This window comes from Mesorhizobium sp. WSM4807, from assembly GCF_055811615.1.
Genome location: NZ_JBVVQY010000003.1, coordinates 241,236 through 256,359, shown reverse-complemented (window position 1 = coordinate 256,359; position 15,124 = coordinate 241,236). Strand labels below are relative to the sequence as shown.

Sequence of the window (15,124 nt, the reverse complement as noted above, 5' to 3'; positions counted from 1 at the left end):
CGCATTTTCCTCTCGTCGCTGCCTACAAGGCGGGCGCTCCGGTCAACCTCGACCGGATCGACATCGGTGGGATCACAGACGCAAAGCGCAAGCCGCAGATCGCCGAATTATGCCACAATGATCTCCGCTGAGAGACCGAGCTTGCAGGCGGCCTGGGCAACTTCGTCTCGATAGAGCGGATTCATCACGACGATAGACTGCAGGGGCTTGCCGCGCAGGCTCTCGGGACCAACCACCGGTGTCCCGGTGCCAGGAGCAAAGCGCCCCTGCTTGTGCGGGTTGACGTCGACCAGCGCCCCAATCCGCGCCCCTTCAGGAACGATGTTGACGAATGTAATGCCCTTCGATCCCGCACCCCAGACAACGGTCCGCTCCGGATCCCTGTTTGACAAGTAATCGCGCCACCAGGCGACCTTGTCGCGATAGGTTCGGTCGAATCGGTTGACGAGCGCATCGATCTTTTCAGATTTTGAATACGGGGCCATCATCCGGGGCTCGCTAGGCTTTGCTTCGATGAAGAGGTACTGGTCACCGAACGACGCGCCCTGGTCAAGCACCTCGAATCCTGCTGTCTCCATCGCCACCCGCAGTGAGTGCGGCGTGAAGTAGGATACATGCTCGTAGATCAGATCCCAGATCCCCATGTCGCGCAATGTATAGAGGGCATTAGGCACCTCGATGTAAAATACGGTGCTCGGCTCAACGCCTGGATGGGAGCGAAGCCCCTGCAGGAAGGCGATCGGGCTGGCTATGTGCTCCAGGACGTGACGGCAGGAGACGAAGTCAGGCTTGACGTCCGGATAGGCATCGCTGAACCAGTCATTGATGAACTCGACGCCGGCGACGTCGTCGCCCCGATTGTCTTCGAAGCTCCTGTCGAAACCAATGCCTCTGGCGCCGCTGGTTGAGCAAAGTCGCTTGAGGAAATCACCCTTGCCGCAACCGATGTCCAAGGCCAGTTTTCCATCGAGTGCGTAAGCTGCGGATAGGCGATCAGCGAGATCCTCGACGAAGGCCACGAAGCGCGGCGAGAAATGCAGGGAGTTCTCGTAATTCTGCGTATAGCCGATCCGACCGTCTTCAAACGCCGCGTTGAAGAAATGTTCACAATTGCGGCAAAACGCGAGAACGAATTGGCCAGTCGGTGCAGCAACGGCCGAGTTTGCGTCAGGGTGCAGGGAATTGCACGAAAATGGAATGGCGTCGAATGATACCGAGTGCAGCAGATTCCTCTGCCGACAGACAGGACAATCGCCGCGAAGACGCATCGAATTCGTCGCCGGTTCATGCGCCTCGGCGCAGGCAGCGCTTTGGACTTGCACGGTCACACGATCCGCGGGTTCGGCACGGGAACGATGAATTTTCCGCCCCTGGCTCGATATTCAGCCTGTTGTTCCATGATCTCATCGAGGAAATTCCAGGCAAGCACGAGAACGTAGTCAGGTTGGGCCTCCAACAGAGCTTCCGTAGAGCGGATCGGAATTTTCTGACCGGGCATGTGCTTGCCCTGCTTGTGGGTGTTGCGGTCTACGACGAAGTCGACGAGATCGCGTCCGATGCCGACCGTATTGATCAAGGTAGCGCCTTTGGCCGCTGCTCCATAGGCAGCAATTGAGGCGCCGCTGGCTTTCAGCCGGTGTAGCAATGTGGAGAGCTCGACTTTCAATTTGTCGACCGTCGCGGAAAAATCGAGATAGTAATCGATGGCGTCAATCCCTCGTGCTCTTTCATGAGCGATCTGGTTGGTGACGCTCGCTCCGACATGTTCCCGCAATTCGACATACAGGCGAAGTGAACCGCCATGAATCGACAAGTGTTTTACCTCGTTGAGATAAAGGCCATGCCGTCGAAACAGCTTGTCCAATGCCGTCACTGAGAAATAGCAGAGGTGCTCGTGGTAGATCGTGTCGAATTCGCAATGGTCGATCATTGGTTCGACATATGGCGCCTCGATCACCGCAACGCCGTCGTCCTTGAGCAACCGCGCAATGCCTGCAACAAAACCATTGGTGTCGGCCACGTGGGCGAGAACGTTGTTTGCGTGAATGACGTCGGCCCGCATCTTCTGTTGGCGAAGCTTCTCCGCCAGTTCACGGGAAAAAAAGGCCAGGCGTGTCGGCACGCCTATTTTGTCCGCAGCGGCGGCAGGTCCTTCGGCGGGGTCGATGCCGAGTACTGGTATGCCCGCCTCGACATAGTTCTTCAGGAGATAGCCGTCGTTACTCGCCAGCTCGACCACAAAGCTGTTGGCATCCAAGTTACGACGCTCGATCAAGTCACGCGCATTGTCTCGGGAATGCCTCAGCAGCGCTTGCGAGAACGAGGAGTAGTACGGATAGGCATCGGCAAACAGAATCCTGGGGTTCACCGTTTCCGTGATCTGTACCAAACTGCAATCACAACAGAAGGCCACGTTGAGTGGGAAGGCCGGCTCTTCCTGGTCATCGTCGACGCTCACGGGAAGCCGATCGGCAAGTGGCGTCGTGCCGAGCTTCAGGAACGTGTCGATATGACTCCCGCCGCAGGAGCGGCAAACCTGCTCGGTTACAGAGGCTGCACCAGCAATCATCATGGCCATGGCTCCCGGCTGTGTTTGCTCAAACCGCTACCGCAAACTGCGGCATGCGGCGCAGATCGGTATCCAGTTCGCCATCTTGGATCAGCTTCTGCACATGGGCGATGCGCTTGAATCGCTCGCCCTCGAAATCCCCAAGTGCAAGGCCTGCTGCGCGAAATGTGTAATAGAGCTGTTCGATACCGCGCCGCGCCGTCCATTGCGGCTTAAAACCGTGCAGGCGGCGACCAATATAGGTGCAGTCGACGCGATAGCACCGCTTGTCTGGCCCGGCGTCGGGCGCGAACTTCACGCGGCTGTCGGGAACGATCGTTTGCACTAACTCCGCGATCTCCCGAATCTGATAGTTTTCCGTGGTCAAGCCGACATTGAATGCCTCGTTGTGGACCAGCTCTCGCTCGGCTTCGAGTACCGCAATATAGGCCAGCGAAATGTCCTCAACATGGACGATCGGACGCCATGGCGAGCCGTCGCTCTTGAGATAGACCAGGCCGGTCGTGTAGGCCCAGGCGGTCAGGTTGTTGACCACGAGATCGAAGCGGATGCGAGGCGACAGGCCGTAGGCAGTGGAAGCACGCAGGAATGTCGGGCTGAACGATTGATCCGCCATCGGCGCGACCGCTCGCTCCACATTGGCCTTTGAGGCGCCGTAAGGCGTCACCGGGTTGAAGGGAGCATCTTCAGTTAGAAAGCTGTCGCCTGCCGCGCCGTAATTGCTGCAAGAGGAGGCATATAGGAACCGCTGGACACCGGCGGCCTTGGCGAGCTGCGCAAGCCTTACCGAAGCGCCGCAGTTGATCTCTTCGGTAAGGAGGGGTCGGTAGTCCCCCAACGGATCGTTTGAAAGTCCTGCGAGATGGATGATCGCGTCGAAGCCGGCGACGTCGTCGATTTCGATGTCACGGATGTCTTTCTCGATCGTCGGCACTTCGGCCAACGTCCCTACGAAAGTGCATGACCGGAAGATGTCGCTGTCTAGTCCCGTGACGTGATGGCCGCGTTCAAGCAGCATCGGAGTCAGGACGGAACCGATGTAGCCGAGGTGGCCTGTAACCAGAACTTTCATCGATCAATTCCCATGTTTTCCAGGGCGCCTGCCCGCTGTCCCACAATTTCTGAAGGAGATGCTTTTCCCGGATTGTGTCCATGCATTGCCAGAAGGATTCGTGGCGATACGCCATCAGTTGGCCGTCGGTCGCGAGCCGTTGCATTGGCGCGTGTTCGAACATGACATCGTCGCCATCGATATAGTCCTTTACGCCCGGCTCGAGCACGAAGAAGGCGCCATTGATCCAACCCTCTGAGGCCTGCGGCTTTTCCGTGAAGTCGACAACGCGATGGCCGTCGAATTCGATGTGCCCGTAGCGTGCTGGCGGACGCACCGCTGTCATCGTTGCAAGCTTGCCATGCGACTTGTGAAAAGCGATCAGGTCATCAAGGTTGACGTCCGAAACGCCGTCGCCCCAGGTGAGCATAAACGTCTCGTCGCCCATCCAGTCGATCAGGCGTTTTATGCGGCCGCCCGTCAGGGTATTCAGCCCCGTCTCCACAAGATCGACGGACCAATCAGGCAGCGAGTTCGAGTGGCGCTTGACGCTTCCCGATGCGGCATTGACAGTCAAGCTGCCATCGAATGCGACATAGTCGCTGAACCAGCGTTTGATGTATTCGCCCTTGTATCCCAGCGCGACGGCGAATTCGCGGTGTCCATAGGCATAGTAATGCATCATAATATGCCAAAGGATCGGCTTTGCTCCGATTTCGACCATCGGTTTCGGCCGGATTTCGGTTTCTTCCGCCAGCCGCGTTCCCAGTCCGCCAGCAAGAATTCCTACCTTCATTGTTTTCTCACCCCAATCGCCTACAGTGTTTTGCTACCATGCGCAGGTCGGGTTGAACCACACCGAAGAAGGGATGATCGGAACCATCGATGCATGACGTCAGGCATACGATTGGCGCTATGCTCGATACAGCGATGCGTAAGCGGTCTCATCCATTCGACGTAGCAGACTGGCAGGCGTCGGCTGTCATCATTGCACCCCATCCCGATGATGAGACGTTGGGATGTGGAGGGGTCGCCAGCAAGAAGTTCAGCTCGGGCGCCGATATCCGGTTTATTTTCGTTACCGATGGTTCGGCATCCCATTCAAATCGGCTTGATATGGAGGCCCAGCGGATCACCGGTGAGGACGAAGCGATCGAGGCGGTTTGCCGGTTGGGCGGATCTGCCGATCGGAGTGGGGAAAAGGGGCAGGCCGACCACGCAAAGGCCTGTTGGTGCGCAATCCCGGCGACTTCAGGTCAAACTGGGAGCAGCAGGAAATCACCTCGCGTGGCTCCCTCAACAGTCTTTCGGTGGCCGATATGAATGACGATGGCCGGCCGGACCTCATCATGGCAATCTGGACGGGCGGTTCGTCGAGCAACTGGTCGGCGAAGGTTTGGAGAACCATCTCGGCGCCCGCGCGGTCGACGGCGACGGCGATCGCGAGTTCGTTTCAATTGGGTAGGATGCTCCCAAGGATATCCATGTCTGGCGCAACGATCCCACCGTTCCATTGGACCGAAAGGCCGGCAGATACCCAGAATGAGACAATCGGAGTAGCGATCAGCCGGAGGAAGTAGGAGGCGGCCAACCGTTGTCGGGCTCGATCCCGGGTGCACAATCTGTCACCTTCGCGGCGAGCGGCACGGCTGGCCCGCGTCCCGAGGCGTCGCAGATTGGGGAAGAGCGCGTGAGATTGACGGCAAAGTTCCTCGGCGTGTTCTGCGACGCGCGCGTCATAGCCAAGGGAGAGGCTGCCGGTCTCAAGCTCGTGGCGCAGAGCGCCGACCCGAACTTTGTTCGCGGCACGTACGAGCCGCCCATCCAACAGGCGATCGCGGCAAACCTGGCGCCCGGCGACGCCTTTTTCGACATCGGCGCGAATATCGGATTCTTCTGTCTCATCGCCGCGCGCCGCGTAGGGCCGCGTGGCCAAGTCTATGCGTTCGAACCTGTCCCCCGCAACGCCGCCGCTGTCGCAGAAAGTGCGCGGCTCAGTGGGTTCGACACGATACGGGTGTTCGCCGAAGCCGCGGGCGCGACAACCGGTCGTGGCCAGCTTCTGCTCGCCCATCACATCGGCGGCGCCACACTTGCCTCGGCGGGAGCACCGCCGGACATGAATGGCCGGCTGGAAGTCAGCATAGTCACTATTGACGATGCCATCGCCCACCGAGGCCTCAGGCCGCCCTCGCTGGTCAAGATCGACGTGGAAGGCGCCGAAATCGACGTCCTGGGCGGTATGACGGAAACGCTGCGGAGGCACCGTCCGAAGGTGATTTATGAGGTCGACGATGCAACACGCGAGGGGCTCGACCGCAAGGCCCGAAAGATCGCGGAACTCCTGACTGCTGCAGGCTACGCATTGAAACCGCTGCCAGCCTCCTATGGCAATGGAGGATGGCGGGTCGAACACGTCCTGGCGCAGCCGGTGGGCGCCTAAGAACTATATTTGCGGCGCTATGGAAGGGAATCTCATGCAAGGACAGCAAGCGTGATCAAGCGGGAAAGGCGAGGCGGTGCGCGACTTCTGCCCGGGGCTGCGACACGTCATCGATGCCTTGAAGAACCTCGTACGATTCTCGCGCAGTCCATGACGAGGTGAGGAGGGTCTTAGTTGTTGCACCGTCATGACTGGGCAGAAACTGCTGAAGAGGCTGGGTCCGGCGTTGCCCGGCCGGAGGTCCTTGTCGCAGACAATTTTCAAGATGAACGCGCCCGCGGTGCGGTAATTGGCACCTTGGCAGTTAAGGGAGGTGTCAGGCGAGGACGCGACATCGAACGTCAGATCGCGATCGATCACGGCGCACTTCGTTTCCAGCCGCTGGTCAGGCCAGGCTGGGGCCGGCAAGGGATCTCCTATGGTCCCTTTCAGCGAGAGGCTGGTCTGGTGCTATTGGTCTCGATCACCAACGGCCACAACACATCGCAGGGATCGCCATTGCCTGAAGACCTCGCCAGGCGAGTCTACCGTTGGCTGCGAGGACCCGGCATTGACCCATGGCCCGGCCGTCTGGTTTCCCTGATGCGTGCGCCACGAAAGAGGCTCACCCTTCGCCGTTTTTGGTGGTGGACGCTTAGCACCTCCAGGACCTACCGGGGATCGAACATCGACGAGAACCTGGCTGTCGGTTGGTTCCCCAGTGAGGCGCCGATTAATCCCGTGGAAGAGGGCTGCGGCTTTGTCGTGCATGCCGCCGAAGGCGAAAACGGCGAGTTGTGGGCTCGTGTAGGAAAGCAATGCCTGAGTGCGTTTCGGCGCCTGAAGAACGTTCATGTCTATTATGTCGTGGCGTTGCGAGAGCAGGGCGCTATCTATTATGCGGCCGCCGACCAAAAAGCTCACGGTCTTGCCGCTTTTCCGATGATGCGTCCGATCGCGATCGATGCTTTCAACAAGGACGAAAAGCTGTTTGCGGGTGTTCATCAGTCGGCACTTGGCCAGATCGGGTTTCGGGTCGACACACGGGTCCAAGCGGTTCAAGTCGGGCGGATACCTGAATTTTCGACACTGTTTGGAACCGCCCACGTTGCCGATGCACTCGTTGAAGGCTGGCCGGGGCAAATCGCTGCAATCGGGGGGCGGTGGCATTTTTCGCAGGACGCTGGCGGTAACCTATCCGTCGTCGATCCTGGTCGCCCTTCAGGATTGATCCACGGACTGCTGGAAATTGGCGCCGTCTCGGATGTGTGTGGTCTCGTCTTTCGGTTTCGGGACAAGGACAATTTCTGGGTGATGAAACTGTCGACGCTCGGATGGACCTTGGTGCGCAAGCAATCGGGCAAAGAGATTGCGATCGCGACCGGTACGGAACACGCTTTGCGCGAGTGTACTATCCATTCGGTCCAGATTCTTGACTGGAACGGTCAGGTGAGCTGCTTTCTAGACGGGATTCGCCTTTTCGAAGCGTCTGTCGAGGCCGATTCGGTCGAGAACGCTACCGGAGTAGGTATATGGAAAAGCTTCGACAGCGAGCCGCGCTGGCATAATTTCGAGGCTCATCCTTGCGAAGTTCCCATCCCATTAATGGCGCCTCTGGGGGCACCTTGGAACCAACTCGGAGCAAGCCTGTCCTACGCCGACGGCTTTACCGGTACTGCCGGCGAACTGGATCGCCGCATGTCGGAGCTGGGCGGCGGGCAATGGGCCAGAACACTGGGCACCGGGGTCATCGACGTCGACGGGCTGGGCAGCGCTCGTGTGCGCGCGAGCGTAGACAGACCGAACCCCGGTCGAACATTCTATTCGCTGCCATGGGACCTACCGGGATTCGCCGATCTCGAGGTCACAATCGAGCCTCCCGGGGAGCGCCGAGGACAAGATCAGCGCGGCCGGGCAGGACTGCTTTTCTGGCAAGACAGCGACAACTACGTTTGTGTCACGACTTGGCTCGACGACGTCTACCAGGGTGCCTCGATTTCGGTGTTCATCAAGCGGCTCGGCTTTGAGGAACTTTATGACGCGGTTTGGACCAATGTGGCGGACAAGGTCGTTTGGGGAAAACGTTTTCGCATGCGCGTTGCATTCGACGGAAATCGGTTTGCAATCTTGATCGACGACGAACTGGTGATGCAGCGAAGCCTCACCGACATCTATCCCGATGATGCCGCCTTTCAAATTTTGCGGGTCGGACTCGCCGTCAACTGGGAGTGGGGAGATGACACGGGCTCGGTGTTCACGTCGTTCAAGGCCCGGCGCTGAGCGAAAGGGCGGTTTCGCTTTCCAAGCCGTAAACGGTTGGATGACGATGGCCTTATCGTACAAGTCCCGGGTCGACCGGGCTATTTTTTCCCCCGAATAGAGATCGGCGACCCGCGCGGCTCCCTGGCGTCCCAGTTTCGCCGCCCGCCTGGATCTCCAAGATGGCCGATGATTTGGGCTGCAAGCGCTTTCGGGTCATTCTTCTCAACCACAATGGCGGTTTCGACTGCGGCCTTCGTGAGTTGCATCCACACGAGGCTCCACACGCAAGAACCTGCGATAGCCATGCCTACGCCCCACGCGCCGCCGACTTCCGAGCCTGTAAGCGTGCAACGGCAAACAGTCGAAAATTCAGTTGCCGCTTGAGGACTGCCGCCGGTACGACACCAAACGCCTAGATCACAACGATGGCGCTGGTCCATTTTACGAGCGCCTCCAAACACGGTTGGTCGAACGCGGCCGCGATGGCACCGGCGGATATCCAGATAAGTGCAGTGATCGCAACGCCTGTCGCCGCAAGGAGGCGGAAAGCCGAACCAAGGTGGATGGGATCGATTTCCTCCCGCTGGATATTGGCGTCAGGTAGACCCCTCGTTACCGGAGCAGCCAGAATCTTGCGCACCACCATGGCGAGCGCCGCAAGCCCGAACGCCTCGGGGCCAAGGTGCCGCGCCAGCACCACAAATACGCCGAACATAGCGATCTGTCGCTCCAGGTCTCGACAGCGGCCCAAACAGCGCCAGTGACGACCTGTCGGCCGAAAACGTTCATTGAACCCGCTGCTGAGGCTCGTTGGGAAACAGAACCGTGTGTCTCGAGCGAAACTCATACGAATGGATCAATTCCGCCACGATCTGTTCTCCACTTAACTCGCCGCTGTCCAGTTTCGATACGTAAGCAGAAAGCCCCTGGCCGTCAGGCTCCCGTCCCAGCAATGTCCGATAGAGAAGGGCTACAAATTGCGCATTTCCAAGCCCAACTGGCTGATTGTCAGTCCTGAATTCGACCGAAAGCAACATCTTCGTCAGTGTCGGAAAGATAGATGGATCCTTCTTCATCGCGACGACCTCGCGCCACTGCTCGGTCGGAGACGGCATGCGACGCAAGATTAGGCAGTAAGCATATGCAATCTGGTTGGCATGGTTGAAGGCAGACTTGTCGAACGCATCAAGCGAACAGGGGTGAAATGCACCGGCATCGGCAATGGGGGGTACCGACGTCTGGGCCGCAGGCGGCAAGCTCTTCGTCGAGACCGTCGGCGAACTCGAGCCGGCATCGCCGTCCGCAATGACTTTCTTTACGGCATCATATGCCAGCTTTTGCCCGCTCGGCGCCCATAGCCCGTTGTCACGCTTCTTCAGGCGGACGAGGCCCATAAAGGCCTCGTAGCTTGGCGCCCAGTACGTCTCGTCGAGCAGTTCGTAGATATGGGCAGCTTCCAATCCATATAGAGATTGATATCTGCGCAGGAGCGTCATGATCTGGACCAGACCTTCGGCCTGCTGCTTTTCCCCTCGTTGGCTGCCGCCACTGTAGTTGAACTCTGTCAGCCAGATGGGTTGGCCGAACGTCGCCAGGAATTTGAATGCTTCCTCCGGGTCACCCTCGTAAAGGTGCCAGACCGATATATCCCATTTGATACCGTCCTGCAGCATGCGGATGAACGCTGCGCGGTGACCCCAGCCGGCCGTTCCCATTGCTTTTCTTATGGTCGGATCCACTGCGACGGTTGCATCCGATAGACCGCGCAACACTGCGCTTACTTTCGCCCAGCGCGGACTGAAATAGTCGGACGTCTCGGTGCCCCCGGCAGGGCCCCAGGAGCAGTTGTATTGTATTCCGCTGTCCTGCATCTCGCAGGGCATCAAGATAGCGTAGTTCTCCATCTCGTTGCCAAGCTCCCAAACGCGGATGTCGTCCTTGAAGCGGGATACGAGTGTCGACGCGAGATCGTAGGCCTGCGCATAGAGGTCATCGACGGATTCATTGTCGAGGTCTAGTTCGGGCGTGATTACCGGTAGGATCTGGACTCCGCGCTCCTTGCCCGCTTTGACCAGTTCGGCAAGTTTGGTGGCGCTGTCGGCGCTGGAAATGTTGACGCGATACGACTTCATGCCGAGGTCGCGGATATAGTCGAGTTGCTGTTCGATCGATATCCCAGGATAGGCGTTGAAGGGATGGCCGTTCACCCCCCATAGCAGATCCGCTGCGCACGAAGCCGTCATGCCCAGCAGGCATGCCAGGGTTGTCCAAAGACGTCTGGTCGCGGCGACGGCCCGTCCAATGGAACCTGGTTGCGATGGATTGGTCGGCCGCTGCATCAGCGCGAACTTGCTTGTCTTGCGCCAGACATTTTCGGCATCACTCCATTCGCTGAACTCTGCCTGACATCCATCCGAGCACGACGATTGAGACCTGCCGCACTGCCCAACGCAGTCTACCACTGCCGCGCCACGCCGAACCTCAAACATTTGGCGTAAACGCCCATGATTTGCCACGCCATTCGGATGAGAGCTGCCGGGAAGCCTCTCGGGCAAACGACCGGTTACGTCCCAAAGGCCAAGATGACCCTGCCGTCTTGGTCGTCCAAAGTCGCGGAACTGAGACATGGCGCTGGTGACCAAAACCCTGTGATGACACGACATTGGACGATCAACGGCCGTTTTCTCGCGCAGCCGACCACCGGAGTTCAGCGGTACGCACGCGAGATCGTTTCGGCGCTGGATGCCTTGATCGTGGGCCAAGCTCCCTTGGCGCGGGATCTAACGGTCGAGTTGCTGGTCCCACCGGGGACGCTTGACACGTTGTCCTTAGCCGCGATCCGTGTCAGGACTGTCGGCAGCTTCGGGGGGCATGCATGGGAGCAAGCTGTGCTTCCGGCCTATCTTCGCGGCGGCCTGCTCAGCCTCTGCAATACGGGCCCTCTCGCCGTACGCCGGCAGGTGCTGTGCATTCACGACGTCAATACACGGGCATGCCCACAGAGTTATTCATTTCCATTTCGGCTTCTTTACCGCACCTTAATTCCTGCCTTGGGCAGGACCGCGCTTAAGGTCGCGACAGTATCGCAATACTCTGCAGGTGAATTGACGCGCTATGGCGTGTGCCCGGCGGCAAAGGCCGAGGTTGTGGGTAACGGGCATGAACATGCGCTGCGATGGGCTTCTTGTCACTCGGAACAAACCCTGGCAGTTGCCGGCCCTGGTACGATCATCGTACTCGGCAGTTCTATCCCGCACAAAAATGTCGGCTTGATCATTGGCATGCACGACCGCCTTGCCGCGGCGGGGCTACGGGTTGTTGTTGTGGGCGCGTCAACGCCCCGTGTTTTCGGCAGCATTGGCAACAAGACGTCGACGAACGTCATTTGGCTGGGAAGAAGGTCGGACGCGGAATTCGGCGCACTTCTGCGCGATTCCCTATGCCTCGCGTTCCCCTCCCTGGTTGAGGGTTTCGGACTGCCGCCCCTCGAAGCCATGACACTTGGATGTCCGGTGGTCATGTCGGACCGTGCCAGTCTGCCCGAAATCGGCGGGGATGCGGTTTTGTACGCATCACCTTGTGATGAGAATGCATGGTTCGATTGTTTCATGCGCCTGGTCCACGAAAAAGGCCTCAGAGCCAAATTAATCGCACGCGGTCGCGCAAGGACGGCCCGATTTCAGTGGGCCGCGTCGGCTCAACGGTATTTGGAACTGATGGCCAGCGTGGATGGATTTCCAGAAGTGCCACCACTTAGGGAAGTCGAATGCAGTCCGAATGAGCGACGTGCGGCCGCAGCGCCCTAAACCGACGGTCACTGCCACCATTCGGGGAAGGCCGTGCGGGCGGCTTCGGCCAGCGTCGCGATCTCCCCGTCGGGAACCGAGCTGTAGGGCCAGAGCAGTCGCGGGCCAAGCGGCGCCCAGCCGCCGGCCGCCGCCATCGCCTTGTCGAGCGCCGCATCGCTGACAGCGTAGCGAGCGCGAAAAGGCAGAACGTGCGTGGCGAGAAAAGCCTGGATGCGCGTCTCGACCTCGGCAGCGGCTGCGACGTCGGTGCGGATCATCTGCCACCACGTCACCGCGCCCTTCGGGTTGAGGCAGGCGACATTGGAATAGCTGCCATGGGCGCCCTGGGTAAATCCCGTCGCTAGCGTATGGCCGGGTACGAAGACCGAAAATCCCGGCAGTTCGCGGCGCATGTCGGCGTACCAGCTGGCGTCGCCGGCCGGCAGCTTGGCGCCGACGAGCGACGGCACGGCTGCACGCAGCCTGGCGATGCCTTGGAGCGTCAGGCGGCGCTTGGCGTGCGGTGGATTGTAGAGCACCAGCGGCATGTCAGGCGCAGTCTCGCAAAGACCGCCGACGAAGCGCATGACCTCGTTGTCGCTGGGCGGCCACCAGTCGGGCAAGGTGAATTGCACTGCCGCCGGGCGAAGCGCCGACACCCGCGTCAACCGCTCGCGCGCGACGCGCGGATTGGACTGGCTGATGCCGATCTGGAAGGGCAGGCGCGCGCGGCCGGCTATCGCGGCCACCAGGTCGCAAAGACGGTCGAACTCGGGTTCGGTCTGGCAGTGGAATTCGCAGGCCGTGCCGTTGGAATAGATGCCATCGACACCTGATGCACAGAGCCGCGCGACCGTCTCTTCCGTCGCCTCCCAGTCGACCGCACCGCGATCGCCGATGGCCAGCATCACCGCGCCCCAGACGCCGCGCGGCGCGTGTGCGGGCAAGTGGGTCAGGTGGTCGTCCGGTTCAGCGCGCACCGGCGATTTCGTGTTCGCGCCGGGTTTCGTTCGACGCAAAGGCGGCCTCGATGATGCCGATGATCTTGCGACCATAGGCGCCGTCGACCGGCACCGGCTTGTTGTCGGCAATGGCATCGCCCATCGCGCTCCACTCACGCACCAGCGCATTGTGCATCCAGTTCGGCTCGAACGAACCGGGCAGGTCGATCCAGGTGGTATCGCGGCCAAGCATCGTGCCGCGGTCCATGTCGATGCGCAGCGTCCCCTGCTCGCAGACCAGGTCCATGGCGTAGCCGGTCGCGCCATTGCGATAGCCAACGCTCTGCACCTGGCCGAGCCCGCCGCCGGCGAAGCGCAGTCCGAGCAGGGCGGTGTCGTCGGCTTCCTGGCCATGGAACTTGGCGCCGAGCATGGCGCTCACCGACACGACGTCGTCATCCATCAGCCAGACCAGGCGGTCGAGCGCATGAATGCCGGCGGTCAACAGCATGCCGCCGCCGGTCTCCTTGCGCAGATGCCAGTCGCGGCGATTGTGCTCCATCCAGAGTTTGATGATCCAGCTCGATCCGATGAGCGGCCGGCCGAGCGCTCCTTCCTCCAGCGCCTGCCTGGCGGCCATGCAGGGCAGGGCGAAATGCATGAGATGGGCCATCATCAGCTTGACGCGACCGGCGGCCACTGCGGCATTGATCGCATCGCATGCCGCCGCCGTCGGCGCCATCGGCTTTTCGAGCATGACGTGCTTGCCGGCCTTTGCCGCACCGATCGCCATTTCGGCATGGAGATGGTGAGGGCTGGCGATGAGGACTGCATCGACGTCCTTGTCGTCCAGCAGCTTGCGCCAGTCGGTGTAGCCGCGACCACCGTGTTCGCTGGTGAAGCCGGCCAGGGCATCGTTGTTCCCGCGGCACGATGCGACGAGATGCAGGCCGTGCACTTGCTTGATTGCCCTTGCATGGGCCGCGCCGAAATCGCCGGCTCCGATAATGCCTATTCCAATCATCGTCCTGCCTTTTCATACGCGGCGTCGATCAGCGACATCGCCGCAACATAGTCATCGATTGAAGTCGCCGGCGGCGCCGTTCGAGCCAGCCGGTCGAGCGTGTCGCTCATGCACAGCCGGTAGCGCGTCGCCGGCAATTCGATCGCCAGGTCGACGATAGCGCCATCGTCGAGCGTCGCACAGATGGCGCGGTCGCCATAGTCGATGAGGGTCGCATTCTCACTGACGATGCGCCATTCGAAGTCGCCGCCGGGGCGCATCGACGCGAAAGTGTATCCGGCCTCGACGATGAACAACGTTCCGGCAGCGTCCTCCAGCATAAGCAGCGCATGATCCTCGACCAGGGCGCGGTGAATGCGGTTCTCGATCGAAACGGCTTTCAGTCCAAGCCCGCCTGTTGCCAGACCGAGCGCCGCGTCGACGCCGTGTATGCCTAGGTTCCTCAGCGCGCCGCCGCCGCCGATCGCCGGATCCACGACCCAGGCGACGCCTTCGGCCGCGTAGCGCTGCGGTGGGCCGTTGACCAGCCGGAACTGGCAATGCGCAACCGCACCGGCGCGGCCTTGGCTGCGCAGCCGTTCAAAGGCAGTGACGGCCGGCCCAAAACGGTTGGGCAGGGGAACGCTGACAAACGCCCTGTGCTGCCTCGCCAAGTCGCGCAGTGCGGCCAACGCTGCGGTGCTGCTCGCCGCCGGCTTTTCCAGGATCAGCGGTATGCCGGCTTCGATGACGGCACTCGCCAGCGCCGGCACCGTCGAAGGATGTCCCATCAGCAGGATCACGTCCGGCGGGTTGGAGAGGATTTTCGCAAAATCGGTGATGAACGGCAAATGATGGCGCGCCGCGAAGGCGCGCGCATGCTCCGCGTCCTCATCCCAGATGCCGGCAATTTCGGCGCCACAAGACTTTGCGGCGTCGAGATGCATTTCGGCGTGCCAATGGCTTGAGCCGGCCAGAACTATCTTCATTCAGCGATGTAATCCTCTCGCTTGCAGGATATCCTACAAGTCGCTATGCTACAAGCATCGACCGCTTTTGCGACGCGCCATCGGGCGCATTTGCAGCGG

The 15,124-nt window shown here is 60.3% G+C and carries 14 protein-coding genes; 4 read left to right on the top strand and 10 right to left on the bottom strand.

Annotation, left to right across the window (positions count from 1 at the left end):
- Positions 1 to 107: 107 nt before the first annotated feature.
- The 4 genes from AC0L3N_RS05480 to rfbF are packed head-to-tail and all read right to left on the bottom strand — an operon-like array spanning position 108 to position 4,416.
- Positions 108 to 1,328: a class I SAM-dependent methyltransferase gene (locus AC0L3N_RS05480; protein WP_473546205.1), complete on the bottom strand. Its 1,221-nt coding sequence runs from the start codon at positions 1,326 to 1,328 to the stop codon at positions 108 to 110.
- A complete protein-coding gene (locus AC0L3N_RS05475) occupies positions 1,325 to 2,578 on the bottom strand; it encodes a class I SAM-dependent methyltransferase (protein ID WP_473546203.1) in 1,254 nt (417 codons plus the stop codon). The genes AC0L3N_RS05480 and AC0L3N_RS05475 overlap by 4 nt, the downstream gene beginning before the upstream one ends.
- A gap of 19 nt (positions 2,579 to 2,597) precedes the next feature.
- Positions 2,598 to 3,641 (bottom strand): NAD-dependent epimerase/dehydratase family protein, encoded by a 1,044-nt coding sequence (locus AC0L3N_RS05470; protein WP_123149260.1) that lies wholly within the window; start codon positions 3,639 to 3,641, stop codon positions 2,598 to 2,600.
- Positions 3,577 to 4,416 (bottom strand): glucose-1-phosphate cytidylyltransferase, encoded by an 840-nt coding sequence (gene rfbF, locus AC0L3N_RS05465; protein ID WP_473546201.1) that lies wholly within the window; start codon positions 4,414 to 4,416, stop codon positions 3,577 to 3,579. Before rfbF ends, AC0L3N_RS05470 begins: the two co-directional genes overlap by 65 nt.
- An 89-nt stretch (positions 4,417 to 4,505) precedes the next feature.
- Here rfbF and AC0L3N_RS05460 point away from each other — a divergent pair, with 89 nt between their 5' ends.
- The 3 genes from AC0L3N_RS05460 (at position 4,506) to AC0L3N_RS05450 (ending at position 8,322) form a co-directional block, all read left to right on the top strand.
- A complete protein-coding gene (locus AC0L3N_RS05460) occupies positions 4,506 to 4,943 on the top strand; it encodes a PIG-L family deacetylase (protein ID WP_473489088.1) in 438 nt (145 codons plus the stop codon).
- A gap of 367 nt (positions 4,944 to 5,310) precedes the next feature.
- Complete coding sequence (locus AC0L3N_RS05455; protein ID WP_473546199.1) at positions 5,311 to 6,063, top strand: FkbM family methyltransferase; 753 nt, start codon at positions 5,311 to 5,313, stop codon at positions 6,061 to 6,063.
- A gap of 174 nt (positions 6,064 to 6,237) precedes the next feature.
- Entirely contained in the window at positions 6,238 to 8,322 is a 2,085-nt protein-coding gene (locus AC0L3N_RS05450) for an oxidoreductase (protein WP_473546197.1), read from the top strand.
- An 80-nt stretch (positions 8,323 to 8,402) separates the two neighbouring features.
- On the opposite strand, the gene AC0L3N_RS05445 is transcribed toward AC0L3N_RS05450, so the two are convergent.
- The 3 genes from AC0L3N_RS05445 to AC0L3N_RS05435 all read right to left on the bottom strand — a co-directional run bounded on the left by AC0L3N_RS05445 (position 8,403) and on the right by AC0L3N_RS05435 (position 10,547).
- Positions 8,403 to 8,744, bottom strand: a complete 342-nt coding sequence (locus AC0L3N_RS05445) for an oligosaccharide flippase family protein (protein ID WP_473546195.1) — start codon at positions 8,742 to 8,744, stop codon at positions 8,403 to 8,405.
- The gene (locus AC0L3N_RS05440; RefSeq protein WP_473546193.1) at positions 8,717 to 9,019 is read right to left on the bottom strand and encodes an oligosaccharide flippase family protein; all 303 of its coding nucleotides are present in this window, start codon (positions 9,017 to 9,019) and stop codon (positions 8,717 to 8,719) included. The genes AC0L3N_RS05445 and AC0L3N_RS05440 overlap by 28 nt, the downstream gene beginning before the upstream one ends.
- A 70-nt stretch (positions 9,020 to 9,089) precedes the next feature.
- Entirely contained in the window at positions 9,090 to 10,547 is a 1,458-nt protein-coding gene (locus tag AC0L3N_RS05435) for a DUF4214 domain-containing protein (RefSeq protein WP_123149258.1), read from the bottom strand.
- A 408-nt stretch (positions 10,548 to 10,955) separates the two neighbouring features.
- Between AC0L3N_RS05435 and AC0L3N_RS05430 the strand changes: the two genes are divergently transcribed.
- Positions 10,956 to 12,110 carry a glycosyltransferase family 4 protein gene (locus AC0L3N_RS05430; protein WP_473546353.1) on the top strand — a complete coding sequence of 385 codons (1,155 nt, stop codon included), beginning with the start codon at positions 10,956 to 10,958 and terminating at the stop codon, positions 12,108 to 12,110.
- An 8-nt stretch (positions 12,111 to 12,118) separates the two neighbouring features.
- Here AC0L3N_RS05430 and AC0L3N_RS05425 read toward each other — a convergent pair whose 3' ends face one another.
- Genes AC0L3N_RS05425 through AC0L3N_RS05415 form a run of 3 tightly spaced genes read right to left on the bottom strand, consistent with a single transcriptional unit; the run spans position 12,119 to position 15,025 of the window.
- Complete coding sequence (locus tag AC0L3N_RS05425) at positions 12,119 to 13,072, bottom strand: dihydrodipicolinate synthase family protein (protein ID WP_473546191.1); 954 nt, start codon at positions 13,070 to 13,072, stop codon at positions 12,119 to 12,121.
- Positions 13,062 to 14,057: a Gfo/Idh/MocA family protein gene (locus tag AC0L3N_RS05420; protein WP_473546189.1), complete on the bottom strand. Its 996-nt coding sequence runs from the start codon at positions 14,055 to 14,057 to the stop codon at positions 13,062 to 13,064. Before AC0L3N_RS05420 ends, AC0L3N_RS05425 begins: the two co-directional genes overlap by 11 nt.
- Positions 14,054 to 15,025, bottom strand: coding sequence for a Gfo/Idh/MocA family protein (locus AC0L3N_RS05415; protein ID WP_123149255.1), 972 nt, complete (start codon positions 15,023 to 15,025; stop codon positions 14,054 to 14,056). The genes AC0L3N_RS05420 and AC0L3N_RS05415 overlap by 4 nt, the downstream gene beginning before the upstream one ends.
- Between the last annotated feature and the right edge of the window lie 99 nt (positions 15,026 to 15,124).